Here is a 25575-nt window from a genome sequence, read left to right on the forward strand (position 1 = left end):
CTCTAAATTCTGAAGTCTTGACGAATGAGGGAGGTCAGGCCCGACGGCGGGTGGGCACCCGCCGTCGGACCGGACCTGCTAGACCTCTTCTACGGAGCTGGGCTCTGCACGAGACAGATCGATGCCCAGTTCTTCCGCAGCCGTGAAGACTGCGTCATCAGAGTCACGCATTTCAATTGTGGTTCCGTCCGTGGAAAGCACTTCCACGTTCAGGCACAGCGACTGCATTTCCTTGATCAAGACCTTGAAGGATTCGGGAACGCCCGGCTCCGGGATGTTCTCGCCCTTGACGATGGCTTCGTAGACCTTGACGCGGCCGTGGATGTCATCGGACTTGATGGTGAGGAGTTCCTGGAGCGTGTAGGCGGCGCCATAGGCTTCGAGGGCCCACACTTCCATTTCACCAAAGCGCTGGCCACCGAACTGTGCCTTACCACCCAGCGGCTGCTGCGTGATCATGGAGTACGGACCGGTGGAGCGGGCGTGGATCTTGTCGTCCACCAGGTGGTGGAGCTTCAGGATGTACATGTAGCCGACCGAGATCGGATCCGGGAACGGCTCGCCGGAGCGGCCGTCAAACAGGCGGGTCTTGCCGGAGGAGTTGATCAGGCGGTCACCGTCGCGGGTCACGTTGGTGGAGTCGAGCAGGCCCGTGATTTCTTCTTCGCGGGCACCGTCGAACACCGGCGTTGCAACAGTGGTGGGACCACTCTCGCGCGGCAGGTTCGGCAGCTGCTTGACCCACTCGGGCTCGCCTTCGATCTTCCAGCCGGTCTTGGCAACCCAGCCGAGGTGCGTTTCGAGCACCTGGCCCACGTTCATACGGCCCGGAACACCCAGCGGGTTCAGGACGATGTCAACGGGGGTGCCGTCGGCAAGGAAGGGCATGTCCTCGATCGGGAGGATCTTGGAGATAACACCCTTGTTGCCGTGGCGGCCGGCGAGCTTGTCGCCGTCGGTGATCTTGCGCTTGGCGGCCACGTAGACGCGGACCAGCTGGTTCACGCCCGGGGGCAGCTCGTCGTCGTTGTCGCGGTCGAAGACGCGGACACCGATGACGGTGCCGGACTCGCCGTGCGGCACCTTCAGGGAAGTGTCGCGGACTTCGCGGGACTTCTCACCGAAGATGGCGCGCAGCAGGCGCTCTTCCGGGGTCAGTTCGGTTTCACCCTTCGGGGTGACCTTTCCGACCAGGATGTCGCCGGCTTCAACCTCGGCACCGATGTGGATGATGCCGCGCTCGTCCAGGCCTGCCAGGACTTCCTCGGACACGTTGGGGATGTCACGGGTGATTTCCTCGGCACCAAGCTTGGTGTCGCGGGCGTCGATCTCGTGCTCCTCGATGTGGATGGAGGAAAGAACGTCCTCGGCAACGATGCGCTGCGAGAGGATGATGGCGTCCTCGAAGTTGTGGCCTTCCCATGACATGAATGCCACGAGCAGGTTCTTACCGAGGGCGAGCTCGCCCTGGTCCGTTGCCGGGCCGTCAGCGATGATGCCGCCGACCTCCAGGCGCTGGCCTTCGTTTACCAGGACGCGGTTGTTGTAGCAGTTGCCCTGGTTGGAGCGTGCGAACTTGTTGATGCGGTAGTTGGTTTCCGTACCGTCATCGTTGAGCATGATGACCAGCTCAGCGGAGACCTCGGTAACCACACCTGCCTTCTTGGCGATGGTGACGTCACCGGCGTCGACGGCAGCGGCGCGCTCCATGCCGGTACCCACGAACGGGGCCTCGGAACGGACCAGCGGCACGGCCTGGCGCTGCATGTTGGCACCCATGAGTGCACGGTTTGCATCGTCATGCTCGAGGAACGGGATCAGGGCCGTAGCCACGGACACCATCTGGCGCGGGGAAACGTCCATGAACTCGACGTCTGCGGCGGGAACCAGAACGGGCTCGCCTCCACCACCACGGGCACGGACAAGAACGGTCTCTTCCGAGAACTTCTTGTCAGCATCCAGCGGTGCGTTGGCCTGGGCGATCAGGACCTCGGCTTCGTCATCGGCCGTCAGGTACTGGACGTCGTCGGAAACGACTCCGCCCTTGACCAGGCGGTACGGCGTCTCGATGAAGCCGAACGGGTTGATGCGTCCGTAGGATGCCAGCGAACCGATCAGGCCAATGTTCGGGCCTTCAGGAGTTTCGATGGGGCACATACGTCCGTAGTGGGACGGGTGCACGTCACGGACTTCCATGCCGGCGCGGTCACGGGACAGACCACCGGGGCCAAGGGCCGACAGGCGGCGCTTGTGGGTCAGGCCCGACAGCGGGTTGTTCTGGTCCATAAACTGCGACAGCTGCGAAGTTCCGAAGAACTCCTTGATGGCTGCCACGACGGGGCGGATGTTGATCAGGGTCTGCGGCGTGATGGCCTCGACGTCCTGGGTGGTCATACGCTCGCGGACAACGCGCTCCATGCGGGACAGGCCGGTGCGGACCTGGTTCTCGATGAGCTCGCCGACGGCGCGGATGCGGCGGTTGCCGAAGTGGTCGATGTCGTCGATTTCGACGCGCAGGTCCACTTCCTGGCCGTCGCGGGTGCCCTTGATGGTCTTCTCGCCGGCGTGCAGCGCAACGAGGAACTTGATCATGGCAACGATGTCTTCAACGTGCAGGACCGAGGCTTCCTTGTCGCCAAGGGAGCGGTCGATGCCAAGCTTGCGGTTGATCTTGTAGCGGCCAACCTTGGCCAGATCGTAGCGCTTGGAGTTGAAGTACAGGTTGTCCAGCAGGGACTGGGCAGCCTCGACTGTGGGCGGCTCGCCCGGACGCAGCTTGCGGTAGATGTCCAGCAGGGCGTCTTCGCGGGTTTCGGTGGCGTCCTTCTCCAGCGTTGCGCGCATGGAGTCGTACTGGCCGAACTCTTCGAGGATCTGGCCTTCGGTCCAGCCGAGGGCCTTCAGCAGGACCGTGACGGACTGCTTGCGCTTGCGGTCGAGGCGTACACCGACCTGGTCGCGCTTGTCGATCTCGAGCTCAAACCATGCACCGCGGGACGGGATGATCTTGGCGGTGAAGATGTCCTTGTCGCTGGTCTTGTCAGCGGCGCGCTCAAAGTAGGCGCCCGGCGAACGGACCAGCTGGGAGACGACGACACGCTCGGTGCCGTTGACCACGAAGGTACCCTTCTCGGTCATCAGCGGGAAGTCGCCCATGAACACGGTCTGCTGCTTGATTTCGCCCGTGTTGTTGTTCATGAACTCGGCCTTGACGTACAGCGGAGCCGAGTAGGTTGCGTCCCGGTCCTTGCATTCGGCCATGGTGTACTTGGGGTCAGCGAACTCCGGATCGGAGAAGCTCAGGGACATGGTGCCCTGGAAATCCTCGATCGGGGAGATCTCTTCGAAGATGTCCGACAGGCCGGACGTCGTAGCGACGCTGAGATCGTTTTCTTCGACGGCCTTCGCTACGCGTGCCTGCCAGCGTTCGTTGCCGACGAGCCAGTCAAAGCTGTCCGTCTGCAGGGCAAGCAGATTCGGAACGTCAAGAGGTTCGTGAATCTTTGCGAATGAGAGCCGGCGAGTGGCACCATCAGTGCTGTCGGCGGTGTTAGCGGTTTCGTTATTAGAGGTGCTCGAGGCGACCAAGAGGGATCCTTCCACAGACCTTCAGGCGTTTTCAGATCTCCCCCGCTGTGCACCCTGCAGAAGTTACTCCGCAGCGCTACCATCCGGTTCCGCTATATGACCCGGGGCCCGGCTGGCTGTGTTGTGACGTATCGACGGCACGTTGATTGCCAGCTGCCAGGCAAAGCCCACCGCTATATGAAGGCTGAAGGTAAACAGGGAAGACGCAAATATCTACGATACGGCAAAACAACCCATGTGTCTACCCCACTTCGCGCAGGATTGCAAGCACCCGTTTCCGGCCGCTTTCCGGTCCCCGGTGGCCGGCTAGAGCTTGAGCGTCACGCCTTCGGCAGAGCATGTCCCCGAGTTGGCAAACACCGCGTCGCGCACGGCGTCCTTGGAAGCCTGGGCGGGCTCGCCGCCACTTTCGGCCGCGCTGGAGTGGTCAATAGCCAGGAGGCTGAGCGAGGCGAACAGGCCTTGGAGGTCGCCGGTGACGGTGTCCTTGGCGTCTTCTGCCTGCAGGTAGATGTCCTCGTAGCCGTTGGCGTCGCCGGAGGGCACAGCGGCGTAGTCGGCGAAGAGCGAGTTGAAGCGTTCGCAGGCTTCCTTGGCGCCGCCGGACGGGGCGGAGGACGCCGACGGGCCGTCACTGGCCGAGGCGGTGCTGCTGGCAGCCGGGCCGGCGGACTGGCCCGCGTCAGAGGTTTCGGCCGGAGCGGGCGCTGAAACTGAGCAGGCAGTCAGCCCGGCGACTCCAACAACTGCTGCCAGGGCGAGGATCTTCTTCACTGTCATTGCTCCATCCGTCCCGGGTGCGGCATGGCTGCCCCCTGCATGAGTTTCCGCCGTCCACCCTACGCAAGCGGCCGCCGTCGTGCACATCCCGGCCATGGGGACCTCTCCCCTGCCGTCTTCCAACTGCCGCGGCTGCACGCGGCGGCTGCCCGGAATGCACATGGCTACTGCCGCGTTTGAATAGATGGGTGACCAGGGTCACGATAACCTTGGTGGCTTACACCGGATGAGATCGGAAGAGATAACCATGGGCAACTCCCCCGGCAACAGCGACGTTGTCATCCTTGCAGCAGTCCGCACCCCGCAGGGGCGGATCAACGGACAACTGGCCAGCTTCACGGCAGTAGACCTTGGCGCGCACGCCATCCGCGCTGCCCTGGACGCCAGCGGCGCCGCAGTGGGTGACGTGGAAGCGGTGATCATGGGCCAGGTCCTGCAGGCGGGAGCGGGCCAGAACCCGGCCCGCCAGAGCGCCATTGCCGCCGGGATCGGCTGGAACGTCCCCGCGGTGACAATCAACAAGGTGTGCCTGTCGGGACTCACCGCAGTCATCGACGCCGCCCGGATGATCCGCGCCGGCGAGGCCGCAGTGGTGGTGGCCGGCGGCCAGGAATCGATGACCCGGGCTCCCCACCTCCTGCCGGGGTCGCGGCAGGGCTGGATCTACGGCTCCATCCAGGCGCTGGACGTGGCCGCCCATGACGGGCTCACCGATGCCTTCGACGGCCAGTCAATGGGCCTGTCCACCGAAACCGGCAACCTCGCCCTCGGCATCGACAGGCCGTCACAGGATAACGTTGCGGCCCAGTCCCACCAGCGTGCGGCGCTGGCCGCCAAGAACGGAACGTTCGACGACGAGATCGTCGCCATCAGCGTCAAGCAGCGGAAGGGTGACCCCTTGGTGGTGGACACGGACGAGGGCGTCCGGCCCAATTCGTCCGTGGAGTCCCTCGCAGGGCTTCGCGCCGCCTTCGTCACCGACGGCACCATCACGGCGGGCAATTCTTCCCCCCTTTCCGATGGCGCCGCGGCCCTGGTTCTCTCATCGCGGGCTTATGCCGAAGAGCGCGGGCTGGAATACCTCGCTGTGGTGGGCAAGCCGGGCCAAGTGGCCGGGCCTGACAATTCCCTGCACTCCCAGCCTTCGAACGCCATCATGAACGCCTTGGGCAAGGCCAGCTGGAGCACAGCCGATCTCGACTTCATCGAGATCAACGAAGCATTCGGGTCGGTGGCAGTCCAGTCGTTGAAGGACCTCGACTATCCGCTGGAGAAGTGCAACATCCACGGCGGCGCCATCGCCCTGGGCCACCCCATCGGGGCGTCCGGAGCACGCCTCGCGGCGCATGCCGCGCACGAGCTGAAGCGGCGCGGATCCGGCAAGGCAGCGGTGTCCCTGTGCGGCGGAGGAGGGCAGGGCGAAGCGCTCCTGCTCTACCGCAACTGATGGCGGGCCTTGCGGCAAACGGAACGGACGGCGTCGGACGCGAACGGTTCCTGGCCGACGCCGCCGCCCGGGGCCTCCACGTGGAGGTGGTGGAACGGCCCGCGGCGAGGAGCCTCGAAGAGGCTGCCGGAATCCTCGGCATCACGCCGGCGGACATCGTCAAATCCCTGGTGGTGAAGCACAAGGACGGGACATTCCTGTTCGCCCTGGTACCCGGTGACCGGCAGATCTCCTGGCCCAAGCTGCGGCAGCTGGTGGGCGTCAACAAGCTGTCCCTGCCTCCGGCCGACATTGCCCTCGAGGCAACGGGCTACGAACGCGGAACCATCACTCCGCTGGGGAGCACCAGCCCATGGCCCGTGTACGCAGACGCCACCATCACGGGGCGTCGGATATCGATGGGTGCCGGCGCCCACGGCTACAGCGCTTTCGTGGACGCCGACGCACTCACGTCCGCCCTCGGCGCCGTCGTCGCGGATATTTCTGACCCCAACCCGATGTAGGTAACAGCAGGTGCCGTTCTGAGGGCTCATAGCGGCACCTGCTGCTACCCACTTGGGTCCAGACGCAGAAAAACCCCGCCACACTGCCAGGCAGTGGGACGGGGTTTTTCGTGGAGAAACCGTTGTTACTTGACAGTAACGCTGGCGCCTGCAGCCTCGAGCTGCTCCTTGGCCTTCTCGGCAGCTTCCTTGGTGGCGCCTTCGAGAACAGCCTTGGGTGCGCTGTCAACGAGGTCCTTGGCTTCCTTCAGACCCAGGGAAGTGATGGCACGTACTTCCTTGATCACTGCGATCTTCTTTTCGCCAGCGGACTCGAGAACGACGTCGAATTCGGTCTTCTCTTCGGCCTCTTCAGCAGCGCCACCGGCGGCGGGGCCGGCAACGGCTACAGCAGCAGCGGTTACTTCGAAGGTCTCTTCGAAGAGCTTGACGAACTCGGAGAGCTCGATGATGGTCAGTTCCTTGAAAGCTTCAATGAGCTCTTCGTTGCTGAGCTTCGCCATGGTAGGCGTCCTTCCTGTTGTGGTGTCCGAACCGCGCGGAGCCGGACAGACACCGGAGTCTGGTGGGGTAAAGAGAATTAGTTCTCTTCGGCAGCGGGAGCCTCGGCGGGTGCCTCGGCTGCTGCTTCAGCTGTAGAGTCAGCAGACTCTTCAGCGGCCGGCGCTTCGGCAGCTGCCGGTGCACCGTTCTCTTCTTCAAGCTTGAGACGCAGCGCATCGATGATGCGTGCAGCTGCGGCAGCAGGAGCCTTGAGGATGCCTGCAACCTTGGCGAGCTGCAGCTCACGGGACTCGAGGGCAGCCAGTGCGGCGACCTCGCTGGCGTCCAGTGCCTTGCCTTCGAAGTAACCGGTCTTGATGACCAGCTGCTTGTTGGCTTTGGCAAAATCCGTCAGGCTCTTGGCAGCGGCAACTGCGTCACCCTTGATGAACGCGATTGCAGTGGGGCCGGCAAGCTGGCCGTCGAATGCTTCGACGCCGGCTTCCTTGGCTGCAATGGCGGTCAGGGTGTTCTTGACGACCGCGAACTTGGTGTCCTGGCCGAGAGAAACACGCAGCTGCTTGAGCTGTGCAACGGTGAGCCCGCGGTATTCGGTCAGGACAGCGGCGTTCGATTCCTTGAAATCGTTAGTGATCTCAGCTACTGCTGAAACCTTGGTAGGCGTTGCCATAACCCTCCTTCCGGGGATAGTGCCGGTATTCGAGGGTCCCGCTCAGGTGAGCTAAAACTAAAAACGCCCCGCGCAGATGCACGGGGCTTGGCTCAACATGTTTCCATGGAGCGTTGCTTCGTTCACCTGCGCCGGCCGCCCTATGTCAGGGTCCTTCGTCCAGAAAGCCACTTCGTCTCCCGCGCACAACTGCAGAGTTGAGCAATGCTCGAAAGAGTGGATTTCCAACAACCGACGGTCTTTGGTTCTCCAAGTCTACGGGAGCCCGTGGCAGGACACCAAATCGGGCCCTCAGCTGGTGCTGGTACGGAGCTTCGGCAGCTCTTTCTGCCAGATCCCTGTCACCCCGGCAATGCGGAATCCGAGCTGCTGGTTGACGGTGAGGAGGTACCTGTTCTCCGGAGCGTTCCAGGTGTAGATGACACGCGCGTCAGGGAACTGCTCGGTGAGCCGCTCCATGTTGGAGACCTTGATCAGCAGGCCCAGCTTGTTTCCCCGGTGCTCCTGCAGCACCAGCGTGTCGTCCTGGAACACCACGTCCGCCCGGTGTGCCAGCACAGTGATGGTGGTCAGCCCCACCAGCGTGCCCGAGGCGACGTGCTCGACGGCGGTGACCACCGTCCGCCGGCCCTGCGCGATGGCGACGTCCTCGGCTTCGCGCAGGATGCCGCCGTCGAACACCATGTCCTGCTCCACAGGGATGTCAAGATCGGGGTCGACGTCCGCACCGGCCTGGTTCTCGAGTGCCGCGACGGCCTCAAGCCAGCGGTCCGGGCAGCGGTCAGTCCAGTGGTGCAGGCGGTAGCGGCCGTTGTTGGCGTCATCGGCCTCTGCCTGCAGGTCCGCCACAAGCTTCGAATCCAGTGGCAGGATGCAGGCGCTGAACTGCTCGATGTGTTGAAGCGTGTACCCGGTCTTCTGCGCGAACTCCACCTCCCGGCTGTCGAGCGGGACGAAGCCCGGCCCGGTTCCCGGCACCAGGAGGGCCTGCTCGAACTCGTCGAGCGAGGCGCCAGGATGGTTGGTGTCCACCAGGATCATGGTGCGGCCCTCGCCGCGGGCCAGCTGCTCGGCGGCCTCCAGGAGCCGCCGCCCAACGCCCTGCCGCTGGAATTCGGGCAGGATGTCCAAAGTGAATTCAGCGAGATCCAGGTGGTCGGTCAGGGGCAGGGCGATGTCCACGGTGCCGACTATTTCGCCGTCCACTTTGGCGACGAGGATGAGTTGCCGCTCGTACGGATCCTCAAACTCCAGGAGCTTCTCAAGGGGGCCGTAGGCAAGGTCGTCACTCCCCCAGGTGGCCATCCGGACCTTCCGGCCCACTTCGAGGGCGGCAAGGAAATCGGCAGCGTCCGGCGCCTCAAGGGAGTCAGGAATCCAGAGCTGCTCGATCCTCACGTCTTTTGCCATACGGGGCATCATCCCAGCCGTTTCTGCCACTCCCCTTCATAGCCGGCAGGCCTGAATCCAAGCGCAATATTAATCGAAAGCATATGCTGGTTTTCGCTTGCGTTCCATGTCAAAACCGAGCGGACAGAAGGCCATCTGGCCTGCGCCCGGCCAAGGTTTGCGGCTTTGACCAGCATGCCCAGCCGGTGCCCACGGTGCGGGCCAGCCACCAGCGTGTCCTGCTGGGTGGCGGATCCCGGTACTTCCGGACGCCAATTCAGGACCGTGTAGGCCACCAGTTCACCCGTCCCGCGGTGCCGGGCCGCTGCCACTACGGACTGCGCACCGCCGCGGACCATGGCGGCCTCCTCGTCACGAACCCGGGCCGGATCCCAAGCCTCCCGTTCCCAGCCCAGGCCTGCAATGGGGACATCGGTGCTCATGGTCTCCTTCAGCGCGGCGAGGCCGTCAACGAATTCGTCGGGGCACTGATCGTCCCAGCGGACCACAGTGTATTCGGAGGCCCGGGCGGCGGCTTCGGCCTCAATCCGGGCCATCAGCCCCGCAGGCACGGGCAGGTCCAGCCGGCTGGACCGCTCCACCTGTTCAAGCGCGTAGCCGGACGCCGTTGCAAAGGCAGTGGCGGGGTCCGCGAGGGGCAGCGCCCCTGAACCGGACTTCGCAGGCAGCATGGCAGCATCCGGGCCGAAGCGGTCCATCGGGATCTCGTGGTAGCCGTCCAATGAGGTGCGCCCCCGGCTGCGGGCGAGGGCTTCGGCGAACTGCAGCAGCGTGCGGCCAACGCCTTGCCGCCTTTGGGCAGGGTGGACCAGCACATCGATTCCCGCGGTATCAGTGTTCTCCCGCAGTGGCAGGGTGACCGAGCACAGCCCCACAGGACTGCCGTTGCGGCGGGCCAGAAACAGATGCCGTTCTTCGTACCGGTTCCCCCGCCAGAATTCCAGAGACTCGGCCAGCGTGGGGCACCGGTCCAGGTTGCCCCAGAGGGAGAGTTCGTGGGTTTCGCGCAGGGCATGGCATGCACGGAAGTCTTCGGAAGGTACGACGCCGGGCGGTTGCGTTCGGCTGCCCAGCGCGGGGATGACCACGGGACTGATGGTGAGGCCGGCGGCGACCGCGTCCGGCGGGAGGGGAAGCGGTATCCCGGTCATTTCCCCAGCTTAGGCAGGAGGCGGGAACAAGTTAAGCAAAACCGCCCGGCGCATGCGCGCCGGGCGGTTCTCAATGCTCGGAAGGTTCCGGGCAGGTGTTCTGTAAGGCTTAGGCCTCGGTGAGCACCTTGGTGACGTTCGGGTCCACGGAGATGCCGGGGCCGAAGGTGGTGGCAACGGTGGCCTTCTGGATGTAGCGGCCCTTCGAAGCGGAAGGCTTCAGGCGAAGCACCTCTTCCAGTGCTGCTGCGTAGTTCTCAGCCAGCTTGACGGCGTCGAACGACACCTTGCCGATGATGAAGTGCAGGTTGGAGTGCTTGTCGACGCGGAAGTCGATCTTGCCGCCCTTGATGTCGTTGACAGCCTTGGTGACATCGGGGGTCACGGTGCCGGTCTTGGGGTTCGGCATCAGGTTGCGGGGACCCAGAACCTTACCGAGGCGGCCAACCTTGCCCATGAGGTCAGGGGTGGCAACAGCGGCGTCGAAGTCGGTCCAGCCGCCGGCGATCTTTTCGATCAGGTCGTCGGAGCCAACGAAGTCGGCGCCGGCTGCGATTGCTGCCTCTGCCTTGTCGCCCGTGGCAAAGACCAGGACGCGGGCGGTCTTACCGGTGCCGTGGGGCAGGTTGACCGTACCGCGGACCATCTGGTCAGCCTTGCGGGGGTCCACGCCGAGGCGGAAAGCAACCTCGATGGTGGCGTCGAACTTGGACGGGTTGGTGTCCTTGGCGAGGGTCACTGCCTCGAACGGCGCGTAGGACTTCTCCGCGTCGATCTTGGCGGCTGCTGCCTCATATGCTTTGCTGCGCTTTGCCATGCTGCTCTTTCTCCTTGTGCAGTTGTGGTCTGCGGACCGCGCTGGGCCCTGCCACAGCCGGTGATCCGGACGGTTATTCGTCCCGGATGAACGGCATTTCAATTGTTGGTGGTGCCGGAATTCCGGCGGTGCCACTCGGCGCCATGCTGATGCGCGGCGTCAGGCGGCGGTAGGGGTACTAGCCCTCGACGGTGATACCCATGGAGCGGGCGGTGCCGGCGATGATCTTCGCTGCGCCTTCGAGGCTGGTGGCGTTGAGGTCTTCCATCTTGGTGGAGGCGATCTCGTTGACCTGTGCCTGGGTCAGCTTGGCAACCTTGACGGTGTGCGGGGTAGCCGAACCCTTGGCAACGCCTGCAGCCTTCTTGATGAGCTCTGCAGCCGGCGGGGTCTTGGTGATGAACGTGAAGGAACGGTCCTCGTAGACGGTGATTTCCACGGGGATGACGTTGCCGCGCTGGGCTTCCGTTGCAGCGTTGTACGCCTTGCAGAATTCCATGATGTTGACGCCGTGCTGGCCAAGTGCAGGACCGATCGGCGGGGCCGGGTTAGCGGCACCTGCCTGGATCTGCAGCTTGATGAGGCCGGTGACCTTCTTCTTGGGAGCCAATGTAGGGTCCTTCTCTCAATAACTTCCTGGGGCACAGGAGCGTGGCCCAGGTTTTTGGCCGCCATGGCAAGGCGGCCTGCCGTTCCGGAACCGCTAAGCGGGCGGCGCCGGAACGAATTCTCGGGTAATCAGATCTTGGTGACCTGGTTGAACGCCAGGGTGACCGGCGTTTCGCGCTCGAAGATGGAAACCAGCACCACGAGGGTCTGGGATTCGACCTTGATCTCGGAGATCGTGGCGGGAAGGGTCTCGAACGGGCCTTCCTTGACGATGACGGACTCGCCGACCTCGAAATCGACGTCCACCGGGGCCTGGTGCTGCTTGTTGACCGGCTTGCCCTTCTCGGCCTGCTCTTCTTCGAAGACCGGCGCGAGCATGGAGAAGACCTCGTCGAGGCGCAGCGGCACGGGGTTGTGGGCGTTGCCCACGAAGCCGGTGACGCCGGGAGTGTGGCGGACGGCGCCCCAGGAAGCGTCGGTCAGGTCCATGCGGACCAGGACGTAGCCGGGAATGCGGACGCGGTTGATGACCTTGCGCTGGGCATTCTTGATCTCGACGACCTCTTCCATGGGCACCTGGATCTCGAAGATGTAATCTTCCATGTCCAGGGTCTGGATGCGGGTCTCAAGGTTGGCCTTCACGCGGTTTTCGTAACCGGCGTAGGAGTGGATGACGTACCAGTCACCTTCCTGGCGGCGCAGTTTGGCCTTGAATTCATCTGCCGGGTCAACGGCAGCGGCGGCTGCCGCGGCGGCGAGGGCGTCAGCGTCGGCATCGCCGGACTCTGCTTCGCTGTCAGCCTCCGCGTCGGCATCGGCGTCATCGGATTCGGGCGCGGAGGACTCAACCTCAGACTCTTCACCGTTTTCTGCGGTGATGTCCACGGCCTCTTCCTGCTCAGTCCCGGTTACCTCGAGCTCCTGCTCAGACACTTGGTCTCCTGCTTCCTCATTGCCTAACATGCCTATTTAAATGGCTCAATTCCGCACACCGGCGCTTCCCTCCGGTTTTCCCGGACGGAGCGCGCAGCCTGCGGACCCTGCAGCCTTAGTTGTCCGTGGGGCCTGTCCCGCCGAAGAGCCAGCCGACTGCGGTTCCAAAACCGATGTCCAGCAGGCTGACGATGACCATCATGATGGCCACGAACACCAGCACCACGAGCGTGTAGTTGATCAGTTCCTTGCGGGTGGGGGCAACGACCTTCTTCAGTTCGCCAATGATCTGGCGGACAAAAAGTGCAATACGGGCGAAGATGTTTGCCTTGGCATCCTTCTTAGCTGGGCGGCCCTTGGAGCTGCTGGCAGCTGTTTCGGTCACCTGGTCCTCGCTCATCTTTGCAATGGTGGATTACCCGGCCCTGATCAGAACCATGGTTGCTGCGCTTGCCCCGGATTTATTGCCCGGGGCAGCTTGCGCAGGGCAGACAGGACTCGAACCTGCAACCTGCGGTTTTGGAGACCGCTGCGCTACCAATTGCGCCACTACCCTATGGAGTGAAAACCAAACAGCAACGGCGATTCGCCAGCTTTCACTGGGGCGCACGCCATCATCTGTGTTTCAACACCGGTGAATCAGTCTACGGCAACATCTTCGCGTTCGTAAAACCGACCCGTTCCAGCCCCTCCGCAAGCCGGCGTGTCCGTGCCTGGCGGGCCAGTCACATTTCACATCCGGCACCCCGGAGGGTCCGGTGAACAGCATAGAGTAGAAAACGTCGAATCCCACATTCCAGCCATCCGGCTGCAAGCGTAGAACGGACCTGCCATGTCTGCCGCCCGCGTTTCCCAGCGCATATCCGCAATTGCCGAATCCGCCACCCTGGCCGTTGATGCCAAGGCGAAAGCGCTGAAGGCTGCTGGGCGTCCGGTAATTGGCTTCGGCGCAGGCGAGCCGGATTTCCCCACCCCGGACTATATTGTCCAGGCTGCCATCGAGGCCGCGGGGCAGCCGAAGTACCACCGCTACTCCCCCGCCGGCGGGCTTCCCGAACTGAAGAAGGCCATCGCAGAGAAGACGCTCCGGGACTCCGGATACGCCGTCGACCCCTCCCAGGTGCTGGTGACCAACGGCGGCAAGCAGGCCGTCTACAACACGTTCGCCACCCTGGTGGATCCGGGTGACGAGGTCATTGTCCCCGCCCCGTTCTGGACCACCTACCCTGAAGCAATCCGGCTGGCCGGCGGCGTTCCCGTCGAGGTTTTTGCGGGGCCGGAGCAGGGCTACCTGGTGACTGTCGAGCAGCTCGAAGCAGCCGTGACGGACCGGACCAAGATCCTCCTGTTCGTCTCGCCGTCGAACCCCACCGGCGCCGTCTACTCCCCCGAGCAGGTGGCCGAGATCGGCAAGTGGGCAGCGTCGAAGGGCATCTGGGTGGTGACCGACGAGATCTACGAGCACCTGACCTACGACGGCGTTCCGTTCACCTCCATCGCCACGGCCGTTCCCGAGCTTGGCGACAAGGTGGTCATCCTCAACGGTGTGGCCAAGACCTATGCCATGACCGGGTGGCGCGTCGGCTGGATGATCGGCCCGGCGGATGTCATCAAGGCCGCCACCAACCTTCAGTCGCACGCCACCTCCAACGTGTCGAACATTCCGCAGATCGCCGCCCTCGCCGCCGTCTCCGGCCCGCTGACCGCGGTCGACGAGATGAAGGTTGCCTTCGATCGCCGCCGGAAGGCGATCGTGGCCGGCCTGAACGCCATTGAAGGCGTGGAATGCCCGACGCCGAAGGGCGCCTTCTACGTCTACGCGGACGTCCGCGGGCTGCTGGGCAAGGAATTCCCCACGGCCGCCGGCACGGCCACGCCGCAGACCTCGGCTGAGCTGGCGTCGCTGATCCTGGACGAGGTGGAAGTGGCAGTGGTTCCGGGCGAGGCGTTCGGCCCGTCAGGCTTCCTGCGCCTCTCCTACGCCCTGGGCGACGACGACCTCGCCACCGGCGTGCAGCGCCTGCAGGATTTCCTCGGCAAGGCCCAGTAAACGCGCGCTCACTTTTAGTGTCGTAAACCCAAACGCCCGCTCACTCTCCTCAAGAGTGTGAGCGGGCGTTTGCGTTTTTCCCGCCGGAAGTGAGCGGGCGTTGACGGAATAGCCGCCGGAAGTGAGCGGGCGTTGGGCTAGAGGAGGCGGCGCTCCGCGGCCCACTTGGTGAGTTCGTGCCGGCTGGAGAGCTGGAGCTTCCGCAGGACCGCCGAAACGTGGGTCTCCACCGTTTTGATGCTGATGAACAGCTCCTTGGCCACCTCTTTGTAGCTGTACCCGCGGGCGATCAGGCGCATGACCTCAAGCTCGCGGGCGGAGAGCCTGTCCAGTTCGTCATCGGCGATGTCCGCCGGCGCGGTGCCGAAAGCATCCAGAACGAACCCTGCCAGGCGCGGTGAGAACACGGCGTCCCCGCCGGCAACCCGGAACACGGCGTCGGTGATTTCGGCCCCGGAGATGGTTTTGGTGACGTAGCCCCTTGCCCCCGCCCGGATCACTGCCACGACGTCCTCCGCAGCATCGGACACGCTGAGGGCCAGGAAGCGGGTGGCGCCAAGCAGTGGAGCGGATCCGGCGATGACCTCACGGCCGCCGCCGCCCAACCCGCCGGGAAGGTGCACGTCCAGCAACACGACATCGGGCCGCTGTTGGGCGATGACGGCAATGGCCTGCTCTACGGTGGCCGCCTCCCCCACCACGTGGATGCTGGGGTCGAGATCGGTCTTGAGCCCGGAACGGAAGATGGCGTGGTCGTCCACGATGACCACCCGGACGGAATTGGCGGCCTGCGCGGCTGCCCCCTGCTTGACGTTCATGACTTTCCTTCCACGTTGTCCGTGCTTGCAGCCGGCAGCCGGAGGCGGACCTCCGTGCCGTCCCCGGTGCTGAGGATGGCAGCCGATCCGCCGTGCCGCTTCATCCTGCCGATGATGGATTCCCGGACGCCCAGCCGGTCCTCGGGCACATCGGCCAGTTCGAACCCGGGCCCACGGTCCTTAATGAAAATTTCAGCCTGGCCGTCCGATGCTTCGAGGTATACAGAGACGGCGCCCCCGCCGTGCCGGGAGGCGTTCAGCATGGCTTCCCGGCTTGCCTGGACCATGGCTTCGTGGCCTTCGGTCATGGCGGCATCGCCGACGCTGACCACCTCCACGGCATTGCCCAGCAGGTCTTCCACCTCGGCTGCCACGGCCTTGATCCGGTCCGAAAGCTGGCCTGCTTCCCTGCCGGGATCCTGGAACAGCCAGCCGCGGAGCTCGCGTTCCTGCGCCCGGGCCAGCCGGACGACGTCGTGCTCGCTGCCTGCCCGGCGCTGGATCAACGCGAGCGTCTGAAGCACCGAATCGTGGAGGTGCGCGGCGATCTCGGCGCGTTCGGTTTCCCGGATCCTGCCGGCACGCTCAGTCTCCAAATCCCGCCAGAACTTCAGCGCCCACGGCAACAGGACCAGCACCACACCACCGAGCACCGCCACAGAGGCCAGCAGCGCCAGCCAGGTCTGCTCCCACGAGCCGGAACCGGACACCATCACCAGCACGCCGGCCACCACCAGCGCCAGGCCCGCCGCGAGCCGTGCCCAGCCGCCGGCCTGGTCCGCCTTGGTCTTGTCCACCAGCCCGGCCCGCCGCGTTTCGTCCAGCTGCATCCATGCGATGGACGCGCCGCCCAGGACGGCGGCGGCAGGGATAAGGGTTCCCAGCGGCACATCGACGCCCAGCAACTGCGCGATCATGATGCCGGCCACCAGCAGCAACCCGCAGCCGAGGAGGATTTCCTTGCCGTACTTCATGCTTTGCCAGCGGAACCACGGCGCCTCGGCAGGCCTTGCCGCCCCGGGCAGTGCCGCGCCGTCCGCGTCCTGGGGAGCGCCGCCGTCGGAAGCCCGGCTCCAGGATGCCTGTTTCGAGGGTGACTGGCCCAATGGCGCTTGGCTGAACGCTGCCGTGCCAAACGGTGCCGTGCCGGGTGAAGCGGGAAGCGACGCCGGAGGTGTGTTGGACGCGGCGGGAGCAGGCGCCTGGCTCACCGCAGGCGCAATCGGCGACGCCGGCCGCCGGGCATTGCGCCGGGCGGCCTCATCCGCCGTGGGAACCATGATCCACAGCCAGGCGTAAAAGACGAGGCCGGCCCCGCCCGCCAGGGTTGCGAGCGCCATGCCTACCCGGACGTTCTTCACCGGCCAGCCCAGATGAACGGCCAGGCCCGAGCAGACACCGGCAATCATGCGGTCGCTGCTGCGGGCCAAAGGGGGCCGGGCGGGGACGGTTGTCATGGGTCAATCCAAGCATGGATCAGGGTTTCCCGGACCCGGATCCGGCGCGAACCGGGGGCAACTCAGGGACCGCTCAGGGTATCCCCCAGTAGAGCGCAGAGGGCGCTGGGCGGAAGGATTGGGGTATGAACTCGCAGACCCCACTCCCCGACGACGGCCAGCCCACCGAGCCTCTGCCCGGCGCACCGCGGCCCACCGAACCCCTGCCGTCCGCGCCGACCACGCCGGACCCGTCCGAGGGCCCACGGGCTTCCGAATCCAGCCAGCCAGCTGCAGGCCACCCCGGCACCGAGCTGCCCCGCACCGAGGTCCCCGGCGCTGATCTCCCCAATACCGATCTCCCCGGCGCCGGACAGGCGTACACGGGCCGCCCCGGCACCGCACACGCCGCCCCGGGCGAAGCCGACTTCTTCTCCTGGATCCGCGGCCATGGCATCCAGCGTGGCCGCGACCGGTGGATCGGCGGCGTCTCCAGCGGGATCGCGCAGAAGCTGGGCGTGGACCCGCTGATCATCCGCGGCGTCTTCATCGTCCTGACCCTGTTCGCAGGCATCGGCGTGCTGGTGTATGGCCTCGCGTGGGCGCTGCTCCCGGAGCCCGACGGACGGATCCACGTCCAGGAGGCCGCCGCGGGCCGGTGGACCACCGGGATGACAGGGTCCCTGATCGCCACGATCCTGGGCTTGACCGGACTGGGCGGCGGCTTCTGGGGCTGGTCACACAACGGCTTCGGCGGCTTCCTCTGGACGGTCTTCTGGGTGGGCGGGGCCATCTACCTCATCTACTACCTCTCGCAGCGCAACAAAGCAGGCCGGCCCGCGATGGCCGCCCCGCATGCGGCCGCTTACGGCACGCCGGGCGCACCCGGCACCCCAGGTACCTCCTACACCGCAGGCAATCCCGGGACCGCACCGTTCTCTTCCACGGGCACCTCATATGGAGCGGGCCCCGCTTCCCCCTCCATGCCCTCCTACGGCGCCGGTAGCTATTCCGGCAGCGGCTCTTACTCCGGCGGCGGCTCCGGTGCCGGCGGCGGATTCGAGGGCGGTGGCCCCTACGGCGGTGCCCCCGCACCGCAGCGCACCCCGAAACCACGGCCGGCCGGGCCCGGCGCTCCCGCAGTGGCCGTCGCCGCCGGATCGGCGCTACTGGTGGGCGGCGGCCTCAAGGCACTCGACGTCACCAACGTCATCGACCTGGGCGACTCCGCCAACGCCATCGTCTGGGCAAGCGCCGCAGCCGTCCTTGGCCTCGGCATCCTCATCGCCGGCCTGCGCGGCAGGACCGCCGGCATCCTGAGCTTCTTCGCCGTGGTGGCCCTGATAGCGGGCGGCGTGTACAACGTGGTGGGCAACGGCGACAGGATGCGGTTCCAGCAGGTGGACTGGGCACCGGCCAGCATCACGGAAGCCACGCGCGGCTTCGACATCACCGCGGGCCGCGGAACCGTGGACCTGACAAACCTTGCCGGCGGCACCCCGCTGCGCTCCGACGTCGTCATTCCCCTGGACATCACCGCCAGCAACGTGACCGTAGTGATCCCGGAGGACGTGCCTGTGGACATCAAGGCGGACATGACCATGGGCAACCTCAACGAGGGCTCGGGGCAGCGCGGCGGAACCACCACCCGGGAAAGCACCTACAACTCCGACCGGCCCGGCAGCCACCTGGTGGTCCAGATCGACGGCACCTTCAGCAACGTCACCATCCAGGAAGGCAATTGAGATGAGCACCAGTAACCAGGCACCGGATCCCACGGGCCGCAGCGGCTACTACCCGGACAGCACGACGACGGCGGGCTCAGACCCTGCCGGCGCCTCCACCACGAGGGTGGGGACGGTGGTGTGGGGCCTGATCGTCCTGGCCCTCGCCGCCCTGATCATCGTTGCCCAGCTGGGCATCGTGACCCTCAACGCCACGTACGTCCTGATCGGGCTCATGATCGGAGCCGGCGCCGCACTGGTGGTGGGCGGCCTGCTCTCCGCCCGGAAACGTGACAACCAACCGACAACAGGGAAGTCTTGAACCATGGACAAGTTTTTCAGCATCGTCAGGGGCTTCGGCCTGCAACGCGGCCCGCAGCGCTGGGTGGGTGGCGTCCTGGGCGGGATCGCCGCTAAAACCAACCTAGACGTGGCCTTCGTCCGCATCGCGTTCCTCGTGTTCTGCCTCCTCCCCGGACCCGCCGTGGTCTTCTACCTCCTGGCCTGGGCCATCCTTCCGGACCAGCGGAACGTGATTCCGCTGCAGACGTTCCTGGAGCGTCGGTCCCTCAGCTAACCTGCAGGCGACATCCGAAGGCTCCCGCCGTTCACTACGGCGGGAGCCTTTGCCATGCCCGGCTGGCGACCCTGCGGGCGGCGTACCGCGTGTAACGGGTTTGTGTCGTACCCCACACCTCCCACTACACTTCTAGGTGAGCTCAGCGTGGCGCTCTGCCAGTAGACCCTCTTCCAGGATTTGAGCCGAAACATGAAAATTGGAATCCTCACCAGCGGTGGCGACTGCCCCGGACTGAACGCGGTTATCCGCGGCGCCGTGCTGAAGGGTATCGCCATCCACGGCCACGAGTTCGTCGGATTCCTCGACGGCTGGCGCGGCGTGGTGGAGGGCGACATCATCGACATCCCCCGCACCATGGTGCGCGGCATCGCCAAGCAGGGCGGCACCATCCTGGGCACGTCCCGCACCAACCCGTTCGAAAACGGCGGTGGCCCCGAGGTCATCAAAGCGCACATGGACCGGCTCGGCATCGACGCGATCATCGCCATCGGCGGTGAGGGAACCCTCGCCGCGGCCAAACGCCTGACCGACGCCGGCCTGAAGATCGTGGGCGTCCCCAAGACCGTGGACAACGACCTCGATGCCACCGACTACACCTTCGGCTTCGACACCGCGGTGCAGATCGCCACCGAGGCCATCGACCGTCTCCGGACCACCGGCGAGTCCCACCACCGCTGCATGATCGCCGAGGTCATGGGCAGGCACGTTGGCTGGATTGCCCTGCACGCCGGCATGGCGGCAGGCGCCCACGCCATCCTCATTCCGGAGCAAAAGGTCAGCATCGAGCAGATCACCGAGTGGGTAAACGAAGCCCACGCCCGCGGCCGCGCGCCTCTGGTGGTTGTCGCCGAAGGGTTCGTGCCCGAGCACATGGAATCCCCGCACTCCGAGCGCGGCCTGGACACGTTCGGCCGGCCCCGCCTGGGCGGCATCGCCGACCAGCTCGCACCCGAACTGGAAGCCCGCACAGGCATCGAAACCCGCGCCACCATCCTGGGCCACATCCAGCGCGGCGGCGTTCCCTCAGCGTTCGACCGCGTCCTCGCCACGCGCCTGGGCATGGCCGCCATCGACTCCGTGGTGGAGGGCTTCTGGGGCACCATGGTGGCGCTCAAGGGAACCGACATCCAGCACGTCGCCTTCGAGGAGGCCTTGGGCCAGCTCAAGACCGTGCCGCAGAACCGGTACGACGAAGCCGCAGTCCTGTTCGGCTAAGCACAGCGCAGTGCCTGGCCGGGCGTGATGTCCGGCCGGGACAGCCGCCGGCACCCTAGGCTGGGACCATGACACTCGATCCCGGCTCTGCCGCCATCATCCAGCTGGCCTGGGCCCGCCGCCTGGGCCTCGACGACGACGCTTTTGGCTCCGCGCTTGCCTCCGGCGAACGCATCGTCCGGGCCGATGACTCCGCCGGCACCGTGGAGTTCGTCAGGCTGTTCGGCAGTTCCGTACTGGTGGGGCCGCAGGACGTCATCGATGCGGCCGCGGATATCCCCGACGCGGAAATGGCCCAGCACGTCACCCTGCTGACGCTGACCCGGGCTCGCGGCGGGCACGGCCTGGGCGCTGCGGCACTGTTCTTCGCCGATGACCTGCCGCTCCAGCAGCCCTCCGAGGAGATGACGGTGTCGCATGGTAACGCCGAAGCAATTGAACTGGAGGGCCACTGCCCGCCGGACGACGTCAACGAGGTGGGGCTCTCCGACCTTGAGAACCGCTTCACCATCGTCCACGAGCTCGACGGCAGTCGGGTGCCCCTGGCCTGCGGCGCCTACACGGAGTGGCAAGGACTGCTGGCCCACCTGGGGGTCCTGGTGGATCCTGAGTGGCGGCGCCGCGGGCTGGGAACGCTGGCCGCTTCCATCGCATCCCACGAGGCCCTGGCCGCCGGGCTGACGCTGCAGTGGCGGGCGGACGTCAGCAACACAGGATCGCTGGCGCTGGCCCGGCGCCTCGGCCTGTCAGCCGGCGGAATCCAGACCAGCGTCCACCTTGGCTGAGGGAGCTGATCCTTCAGCGGCGCCCCACCCCTGAATGGGCTTGGGTTTGGCGAAGAACAGCACCACGACTGCCCCGGCCAGCACCACAGCGGCAGGCAGCAGGATGGACTGCGCCATCGCCGTCGAGAATCCTGCGTGCAGGAATTCGGGCAGCGAACCGCCCATAGCCATCCCTTCGCCCGCCCCGCCGGCCTGGCCGCCGGGGCCGGCCGGGAGCTCAGCCGCCAGCCGCGACTGGATCAGCACAGCGATGGCAGCACTGCCCAGGACCGCGCCGAACTGGCGGGTGGTGTTGTAGACGCCGGAGCCGGCGCCCGCCTGCCGCGGCGGCAGGTTCCTGGTGGCGGTGGTGCTCAGGGGCGCCCAGATGCCGGCGTTGGCGAAGCCGAGAACAGCGCTGGGTAGAAGGAACAGCCAGATTGGCGTGTCCGGCTGCATCAGCAATCCGTTCCATACCAGCGCCACGGCCATGAGCGTCAGGCCCGCAGTGGCCAGGTATTTGGGGTTGACCCGGTCCACGATTTTTCCCACCACGGGGGCCATGCCACCCGAGATGAGGGCCATGGGCACCATCAGCAAAGCCGACTGGGTGGGAGTCAGGCCGCGGACCATCTGGTAGTAGAAGATCAGCGGCAGCCCGAAGGACGTCACCGTGAACCCCACCATGGTGATTCCAAGGTTGGCCAGCGAAAAGTTCCGGTCGCGGAACAGGCCCAGCGGCAGCAGCGGCTCGCCCTTGTTGAAACGCTGCCAGGCGACGAATCCGGCAAGGACTATGATCCCGGCGATGATCAGCGACCAGACGCTGATGGGTCCGGCGATGGTTCCCCAGTTGTACGTCTCGCCTTCCTGGATGCCGAAGACCAGCAGGAAGACCCCGACGGCGCTGAGCAGCACACCCGGGATGTCGAAGCGGTGCGGGTGGGTGGTCAATGCGGGCACGTTGCGCACCGCAAGGATGAACCCCACGACGCCGATGGGAACGTTGATGAAGAAGATCCACTCCCAGCCCAGGCTGTCCACCAGGACACCGCCCAGGATCGGGCCCACCAGTGTGGCCATGCCGGCGGTGGCGCCCCAGATGGCCATGGCGGCACCCCGGCGGTCCGGCGGGAAGATGCGGGTGATGACGGCCATGGTCTGTGGTGTCATCACCGCAGCGCCGAGGCCCTGCAGGACCCTGGCGGCGATGAGGGTCTCCACGTCCTGGGCCAGGCCGCACCACAGCGAGGCCAGCGTGAAGACCACCAGGCCAAGCAGGTACAGCTTCTTGGGCCCGAACCGGTCGCCCAGCCTGCCGGTGATCAGCAGGGGAACTGCGTAGGCCAGCAGATAGGCACTGGTCACCCAGATCACGGAGTTGATGTCGGCGCCCAGGCCCTCCATGATCCGCGGGTTGGCAACGGACACGATGGTGCTGTCGATCAGGATCATGAAGAACCCAATCACCAGCGACCACAGCGCCGCCCAGGGCTTTTCTACGTTTTCCATCCGGTCATCCTTCAGAGTCAATTTGTGGTGGCCGGGCGGACCCGGGGGCTCAGCCCAGGAGGTCGAGGATCTCCTGGCGGGCAAACATTTGCGCGGCCGCGCGTGCCGACGGGGCTCCAGCATCGGGATCTGCGCCGGCGTCCAGCAGGACCCGGGCTACGTCCGTGTATCCCTTGAACGCCGCGCCGGCCAGCGGCGTCTGGCCGCGGTCGTTGGCGGTGTTCGCCTCGGCTCCGTGTTCGAGCACCAGGCGCACCGTGTCGGCATGGCCGTGGTAGGCGGCCAGCATCAGGAGGGAATCTCCGGCGGCATTGGTAAGGGTGGCGGGAGCACCGGCGCCGAGGTAGGCGCGGAGCAGTTCGGTTTCCCCGTCCCTGGCTGCCTGGAAGAGGCTGTGGGCCAGCGCAACGGCGTCGTCGTCCTGATCTGCTCCTGCGGCCCCGGTTTCGCCTGCAGCGTGGTGCTGTGCCGGCGTGGCGTTTCCGTGTTCTGTCATGCGCGTGGCCCCCTAAGGAATCCGGTCTGGCGCCCCACCACCTGGCCGGCGTCGGGGGCAACGATGAGTTCCTGTCCGGCGGTGTACGGCTCGTCTCCGTCCAGGACCGTCAGTATTTCATCCGGCGCTACGGACCGCTTTATGACCGCCAGCGCCACCGGCCCCATTTCGTAGTGCTGCGCCACGGATGTGACGGCCCCTACCTTACGGTCGCCGGCAAGGACCACGCTGCCTGCGGCCGGGAGCGTGTGCTGCGAACCGTCCAGCTGGAGGAACACGAGGCGCCGCGGCGGGTGCCCCAGGTTGTGGACGCGGGCAATGGTTTCCTGGCCCTTGTAGCAGCCTTTGGCCAGGTGGACTGCGGTACGGAGCAGGTCCAGTTCATGCGGAATCGTCCTGTCATCGGTTTCGGCACCGATCCGGGGACGCCAGGCGGCGATGCGCAGCGCCTCGGACGACATGACGCCGGCGAGTGGCCGGTCCGCCACCGTGTGTTCCAGATCGGCGGCGGGGACGAGGTACTCGAACCACGGCCGTTCCAGCCCTGGGTGGTTCTCTTCGGCAACGGTGGCGTAAGAGAAGCCGCCGGCAGAGACGTGCGGCCAGGGGTCCTGCCAGGCCACCAGCGAGGCCCACTCCGGCACGGCCGCGGTGCTGCCCACCACCGCCCAGTCGGCCGAGGCGTCGGCGATGTCCACCCGCAGCATGAACTTCATCCTGTTGAGGTACTCAGCCAGCGGAGCGGCCTCGGCGCCTTCGACAATCAGCCAGGCGGTGCCGCCGTCGTCAACGATGCGCGCGTCGAATTCGATGCGCCCCTGCACGCTCAGGAGGAGCAGTTCGCTGGACTCCCCCGGCTGGAGGGCCGTCACCTGCTGGGAGGACAGCGTGTTCAGCCAGCTCAGCCGGTCCGGCCCGGTGACGGTGACAACTCCGCGGGAGGAGAGGTCGACGACGGCGGTTCCGGCCGCGAGGGCACGCTGCTCCCGGAGGGGCTCACCGTAGTGGGCCGCGACGCCGGCATCCGCACCGGCGGCCTCGACAGCTCCGGGGCGCGACAAAAGGGGGCTGGGAGTAGTCATATTGGGGAGAACGTCCTTCAGTCAGTCTGTATTCCGCTTTGTCGCCGGAACTTGAACCAGCGGCCCGGCGCCTCTGATCCATGGCCTGGCCTGCGGGCATTGCGGAGCGGTTAAGTGTTTACCGGTACTCGGGGTTTTCGAAGTCGAACCGGGTCCCGGCGGTCCATTCCTTGGGCAGGTTGCCGTAAGCAGGGTATCCGCCGGCGTCCTTCAGGGTCCTGGCCAAGTGCAGGAGGTTCCACGTCATGAAGGTGGTGTTCCGGTTGGTGAAGTCGCTTTCCGGTCCGCCTGAGCCTTCGTCAAGGTAGCTGGGGCCGGGGCCCACGGGCCCGATCCACCCGGCGTCGGCCTGCGGCGGAATGCTGAAACCGATGTGCTGCAGGCTGTAGAGGACATTCATGGCGCAGTGCTTGATGCCGTCTTCGTTGCCCGTGATCAGGCAACCGCCCACTTTGGGATAGAACGCCCACTGGCCCTTGCTGTTGAGCTCGCCGGAATGGGCGTAAAGGCGTTCAATCAGCTTCTTGGTCTGCGATGAGTTGTCGCCCAGCCAGATGGGCCCGGCCACCACCACAATGTCGGCATCCTGGACAGCGGGGTAGAGTTCCGGCCATTCGTCGGTGGCCCAGCCGTACTGGGTCATGTCCGGGTACACCCCGCTGGCGATGTCGTGGTCCACCGTGCGGATAACCGTGGTGCTGACGCCCTGCTTCTCCATGATCAGCCGGCTGATGTTGATCAGGCCGTCAGTATTGGAGGTCTGCGGCGACCTCTTGAGCGTGCCGTTGAAGAAGACAGCCTTGAGATCGCTGTAGTTTCCGGGTGTACCTTCATCTGCCACGGCGCCGCTCCCTGCTGGTGGACCTTCTGGTTATGAAACCCGTGCCAGGAACGCCGAGGCATGGGCTTCAAGGCCCTTGCCCGCGTCCCCTCCTGTTGCGACGTCCCACCGCCACAACAGGTTGCCGTCCACCAGTCCGAAGATGCGGGTGGCGGCGCTGTAGTCCTTGGAGTGGCTGCCGCGCATCACCATGTCGGTGGTGAGCTGGATCTGCGGGCCCTTGATCTGGCCGTAGTACAGCTCCGAGATGCCGCCGGGGTGGGAGATGGACACCGAAATGTCGAATCCGCCCTCACTGTTGCGCAGGGCTTCCACCTCGTCGGCGCTCTTGAGCGCAGGAACGATGTCCGCGGGCACCAGGCCGGGGCCGCCGTCGGCATCAAGCTGCTTGCGCTCCAGCGCCCAGAAACCGGTCTCAACCGTGAGGGGCCGCAGGCGCGTACCGTCGTCGTCCGTCAGCCAGCTCTCGGCCCGGTACTGAAGGTACGGCAGGCCGTTATGGGTGAAAGAGACATGCTGCAGGAAATGCTCGGAATCCTCGTCCCCGGTGCCGAGGCGGCCACGGCCTTCCCACTCACCAATGAGCCAGGAAAGGGGAACAAGTTCCGGAGTCAGATCTGTGGGAATCTCAATGGGCACGGCATT

At 65.6% G+C, this 25575-nt stretch carries 25 protein-coding genes and 1 tRNA gene; 8 read left to right on the forward strand and 18 right to left on the reverse strand.

All coding sequences use genetic code 11. From position 1 onward, the window contains the following. Window positions 1-78: 78 nt before the first annotated feature. Together rpoB and ACFV4R_RS14190 are read right to left on the reverse strand one after the other, a co-directional pair. Window positions 79-3588 (reverse strand): DNA-directed RNA polymerase subunit beta, encoded by a 3510-nt coding sequence (rpoB, locus tag ACFV4R_RS14185; protein WP_377203042.1) that lies wholly within the window; start codon window positions 3586-3588, stop codon window positions 79-81. Window positions 3589-3894: 306 nt separating this feature from the next. Beyond that, on the reverse strand, window positions 3895-4368 hold the full coding sequence (locus ACFV4R_RS14190) for a hypothetical protein (protein ID WP_377203043.1): 474 nt from the start codon (window positions 4366-4368) through the stop codon (window positions 3895-3897). Window positions 4369-4615: 247 nt separating this feature from the next. Between ACFV4R_RS14190 and ACFV4R_RS14195 the strand changes: the two genes are divergently transcribed. Further along, window positions 4616-5815, forward strand: coding sequence for an acetyl-CoA C-acetyltransferase (locus ACFV4R_RS14195; RefSeq protein ID WP_377203044.1), 1200 nt, complete (start codon window positions 4616-4618; stop codon window positions 5813-5815). After that, window positions 5815-6318 carry an aminoacyl-tRNA deacylase gene (locus ACFV4R_RS14200; protein WP_377203045.1) on the forward strand — a complete coding sequence of 168 codons (504 nt, stop codon included), beginning with the start codon at window positions 5815-5817 and terminating at the stop codon, window positions 6316-6318. The genes ACFV4R_RS14195 and ACFV4R_RS14200 overlap by 1 nt, the downstream gene beginning before the upstream one ends. A gap of 125 nt (window positions 6319-6443) precedes the next feature. On the opposite strand, the gene rplL is transcribed toward ACFV4R_RS14200, so the two are convergent. The 9 genes from rplL to ACFV4R_RS14245 all read right to left on the reverse strand — a co-directional run bounded on the left by rplL (window position 6444) and on the right by ACFV4R_RS14245 (window position 12968). Then, window positions 6444-6821, reverse strand: coding sequence for a 50S ribosomal protein L7/L12 (gene rplL / locus ACFV4R_RS14205; protein ID WP_056075402.1), 378 nt, complete (start codon window positions 6819-6821; stop codon window positions 6444-6446). Between the two features lie 77 nt (window positions 6822-6898). After that, window positions 6899-7492, reverse strand: coding sequence for a 50S ribosomal protein L10 (gene rplJ / locus ACFV4R_RS14210; RefSeq protein WP_377203046.1), 594 nt, complete (start codon window positions 7490-7492; stop codon window positions 6899-6901). A 291-nt stretch (window positions 7493-7783) separates the two neighbouring features. Beyond that, window positions 7784-8902, reverse strand: a complete 1119-nt coding sequence (locus ACFV4R_RS14215; protein WP_377203047.1) for a GNAT family N-acetyltransferase — start codon at window positions 8900-8902, stop codon at window positions 7784-7786. 8 nt (window positions 8903-8910) lie between these two features. Then, on the reverse strand, window positions 8911-10053 hold the full coding sequence (locus ACFV4R_RS14220; RefSeq protein WP_377203048.1) for a GNAT family N-acetyltransferase: 1143 nt from the start codon (window positions 10051-10053) through the stop codon (window positions 8911-8913). A 109-nt stretch (window positions 10054-10162) separates the two neighbouring features. Continuing rightward, the gene (gene rplA / locus ACFV4R_RS14225; RefSeq protein WP_015937867.1) at window positions 10163-10870 is read right to left on the reverse strand and encodes a 50S ribosomal protein L1; all 708 of its coding nucleotides are present in this window, start codon (window positions 10868-10870) and stop codon (window positions 10163-10165) included. A 178-nt stretch (window positions 10871-11048) separates the two neighbouring features. Then, window positions 11049-11480: a 50S ribosomal protein L11 gene (rplK, locus tag ACFV4R_RS14230; RefSeq protein WP_003803853.1), complete on the reverse strand. Its 432-nt coding sequence runs from the start codon at window positions 11478-11480 to the stop codon at window positions 11049-11051. Window positions 11481-11608: 128 nt separating this feature from the next. Then, complete coding sequence (nusG, locus tag ACFV4R_RS14235) at window positions 11609-12412, reverse strand: transcription termination/antitermination protein NusG (protein WP_377203049.1); 804 nt, start codon at window positions 12410-12412, stop codon at window positions 11609-11611. Between the two features lie 115 nt (window positions 12413-12527). Continuing rightward, on the reverse strand, window positions 12528-12812 hold the full coding sequence (gene secE, locus ACFV4R_RS14240; RefSeq protein ID WP_043794078.1) for a preprotein translocase subunit SecE: 285 nt from the start codon (window positions 12810-12812) through the stop codon (window positions 12528-12530). 83 nt (window positions 12813-12895) lie between these two features. After that, window positions 12896-12968 (reverse strand) — tRNA-Trp (locus ACFV4R_RS14245). Window positions 12969-13244: 276 nt separating this feature from the next. Between ACFV4R_RS14245 and ACFV4R_RS14250 the strand changes: the two genes are divergently transcribed. Further along, window positions 13245-14462: a pyridoxal phosphate-dependent aminotransferase gene (locus ACFV4R_RS14250; RefSeq protein WP_015937870.1), complete on the forward strand. Its 1218-nt coding sequence runs from the start codon at window positions 13245-13247 to the stop codon at window positions 14460-14462. A 137-nt stretch (window positions 14463-14599) separates the two neighbouring features. Here the strand turns inward: ACFV4R_RS14250 and ACFV4R_RS14255 are convergent, their stop codons facing one another. Together ACFV4R_RS14255 and ACFV4R_RS14260 are read right to left on the reverse strand one after the other, a co-directional pair. After that, entirely contained in the window at window positions 14600-15280 is a 681-nt protein-coding gene (locus ACFV4R_RS14255) for a LuxR C-terminal-related transcriptional regulator (RefSeq protein WP_377203050.1), read from the reverse strand. Further along, a complete protein-coding gene (locus tag ACFV4R_RS14260; protein ID WP_377203051.1) occupies window positions 15277-16737 on the reverse strand; it encodes a PspC domain-containing protein in 1461 nt (486 codons plus the stop codon). The genes ACFV4R_RS14255 and ACFV4R_RS14260 overlap by 4 nt, the downstream gene beginning before the upstream one ends. 125 nt (window positions 16738-16862) lie before the next feature. Here ACFV4R_RS14260 and ACFV4R_RS14265 point away from each other — a divergent pair, with 125 nt between their 5' ends. From ACFV4R_RS14265 to ACFV4R_RS14285, 5 genes are all read left to right on the forward strand, one after another. Beyond that, window positions 16863-18461, forward strand: coding sequence for a PspC domain-containing protein (locus tag ACFV4R_RS14265; RefSeq protein ID WP_377203052.1), 1599 nt, complete (start codon window positions 16863-16865; stop codon window positions 18459-18461). 1 nt (window position 18462) lies between these two features. Beyond that, entirely contained in the window at window positions 18463-18762 is a 300-nt protein-coding gene (locus ACFV4R_RS14270; RefSeq protein ID WP_377203053.1) for a hypothetical protein, read from the forward strand. Between the two features lie 3 nt (window positions 18763-18765). Beyond that, window positions 18766-19017, forward strand: a complete 252-nt coding sequence (locus tag ACFV4R_RS14275) for a PspC domain-containing protein (protein WP_377203054.1) — start codon at window positions 18766-18768, stop codon at window positions 19015-19017. A 192-nt stretch (window positions 19018-19209) separates the two neighbouring features. Continuing rightward, window positions 19210-20235: an ATP-dependent 6-phosphofructokinase gene (locus tag ACFV4R_RS14280; protein ID WP_015937876.1), complete on the forward strand. Its 1026-nt coding sequence runs from the start codon at window positions 19210-19212 to the stop codon at window positions 20233-20235. A 68-nt stretch (window positions 20236-20303) separates the two neighbouring features. Further along, window positions 20304-21020 (forward strand): GNAT family N-acetyltransferase, encoded by a 717-nt coding sequence (locus ACFV4R_RS14285; protein ID WP_377203055.1) that lies wholly within the window; start codon window positions 20304-20306, stop codon window positions 21018-21020. Here ACFV4R_RS14285 and ACFV4R_RS14290 read toward each other — a convergent pair. The 5 genes from ACFV4R_RS14290 to ACFV4R_RS14310 form a co-directional block, all read right to left on the reverse strand. After that, window positions 20982-22511, reverse strand: a complete 1530-nt coding sequence (locus tag ACFV4R_RS14290) for a DHA2 family efflux MFS transporter permease subunit (RefSeq protein ID WP_377203056.1) — start codon at window positions 22509-22511, stop codon at window positions 20982-20984. The genes ACFV4R_RS14285 and ACFV4R_RS14290 overlap by 39 nt on opposite strands. A 49-nt stretch (window positions 22512-22560) precedes the next feature. Further along, complete coding sequence (locus ACFV4R_RS14295; RefSeq protein ID WP_377203057.1) at window positions 22561-23007, reverse strand: ankyrin repeat domain-containing protein; 447 nt, start codon at window positions 23005-23007, stop codon at window positions 22561-22563. Beyond that, window positions 23004-24089 carry a YgfZ/GcvT domain-containing protein gene (locus ACFV4R_RS14300; protein WP_377203058.1) on the reverse strand — a complete coding sequence of 362 codons (1086 nt, stop codon included), beginning with the start codon at window positions 24087-24089 and terminating at the stop codon, window positions 23004-23006. Before ACFV4R_RS14300 ends, ACFV4R_RS14295 begins: the two co-directional genes overlap by 4 nt. 118 nt (window positions 24090-24207) lie before the next feature. Next, a complete protein-coding gene (locus tag ACFV4R_RS14305; RefSeq protein WP_377203059.1) occupies window positions 24208-24930 on the reverse strand; it encodes a flavodoxin family protein in 723 nt (240 codons plus the stop codon). A gap of 30 nt (window positions 24931-24960) precedes the next feature. Beyond that, window positions 24961-25569, reverse strand: coding sequence for an FABP family protein (locus tag ACFV4R_RS14310; protein WP_377203060.1), 609 nt, complete (start codon window positions 25567-25569; stop codon window positions 24961-24963). Window positions 25570-25575: the final 6 nt, after the last annotated feature.

Origin of the sequence: Pseudarthrobacter sp. NPDC059871, from assembly GCF_042731175.1 — a bacterium.
Lineage (GTDB): Bacteria > Actinomycetota > Actinomycetes > Actinomycetales > Micrococcaceae > Arthrobacter.

Coding starts and splice junctions, on each gene's coding strand:
- ACFV4R_RS14190 (WP_377203043.1), bottom strand. CDS start 4,368: ATGACAGTGAAGAAGATCCTCGCCCTGGCAGCAGTTGTTGGAGTCGCC.
- ACFV4R_RS14195 (WP_377203044.1), top strand. CDS start 4,616: ATGGGCAACTCCCCCGGCAACAGCGACGTTGTCATCCTTGCAGCAGTC.
- ACFV4R_RS14200 (WP_377203045.1), top strand. CDS start 5,815: ATGGCGGGCCTTGCGGCAAACGGAACGGACGGCGTCGGACGCGAACGG.
- rplL (WP_056075402.1), bottom strand. CDS start 6,821: ATGGCGAAGCTCAGCAACGAAGAGCTCATTGAAGCTTTCAAGGAACTG.
- rplJ (WP_377203046.1), bottom strand. CDS start 7,492: ATGGCAACGCCTACCAAGGTTTCAGCAGTAGCTGAGATCACTAACGAT.
- ACFV4R_RS14215 (WP_377203047.1), bottom strand. CDS start 8,902: ATGGCAAAAGACGTGAGGATCGAGCAGCTCTGGATTCCTGACTCCCTT.
- ACFV4R_RS14220 (WP_377203048.1), bottom strand. CDS start 10,053: ATGACCGGGATACCGCTTCCCCTCCCGCCGGACGCGGTCGCCGCCGGC.
- rplA (WP_015937867.1), bottom strand. CDS start 10,870: ATGGCAAAGCGCAGCAAAGCATATGAGGCAGCAGCCGCCAAGATCGAC.
- secE (WP_043794078.1), bottom strand. CDS start 12,812: ATGAGCGAGGACCAGGTGACCGAAACAGCTGCCAGCAGCTCCAAGGGC.
- ACFV4R_RS14250 (WP_015937870.1), top strand. CDS start 13,245: ATGTCTGCCGCCCGCGTTTCCCAGCGCATATCCGCAATTGCCGAATCC.
- ACFV4R_RS14255 (WP_377203050.1), bottom strand. CDS start 15,280: ATGAACGTCAAGCAGGGGGCAGCCGCGCAGGCCGCCAATTCCGTCCGG.
- ACFV4R_RS14260 (WP_377203051.1), bottom strand. CDS start 16,737: ATGACAACCGTCCCCGCCCGGCCCCCTTTGGCCCGCAGCAGCGACCGC.
- ACFV4R_RS14265 (WP_377203052.1), top strand. CDS start 16,863: ATGAACTCGCAGACCCCACTCCCCGACGACGGCCAGCCCACCGAGCCT.
- ACFV4R_RS14270 (WP_377203053.1), top strand. CDS start 18,463: ATGAGCACCAGTAACCAGGCACCGGATCCCACGGGCCGCAGCGGCTAC.
- ACFV4R_RS14275 (WP_377203054.1), top strand. CDS start 18,766: ATGGACAAGTTTTTCAGCATCGTCAGGGGCTTCGGCCTGCAACGCGGC.
- ACFV4R_RS14280 (WP_015937876.1), top strand. CDS start 19,210: ATGAAAATTGGAATCCTCACCAGCGGTGGCGACTGCCCCGGACTGAAC.
- ACFV4R_RS14285 (WP_377203055.1), top strand. CDS start 20,304: ATGACACTCGATCCCGGCTCTGCCGCCATCATCCAGCTGGCCTGGGCC.
- ACFV4R_RS14290 (WP_377203056.1), bottom strand. CDS start 22,511: ATGGAAAACGTAGAAAAGCCCTGGGCGGCGCTGTGGTCGCTGGTGATT.
- ACFV4R_RS14295 (WP_377203057.1), bottom strand. CDS start 23,007: ATGACAGAACACGGAAACGCCACGCCGGCACAGCACCACGCTGCAGGC.
- ACFV4R_RS14300 (WP_377203058.1), bottom strand. CDS start 24,089: ATGACTACTCCCAGCCCCCTTTTGTCGCGCCCCGGAGCTGTCGAGGCC.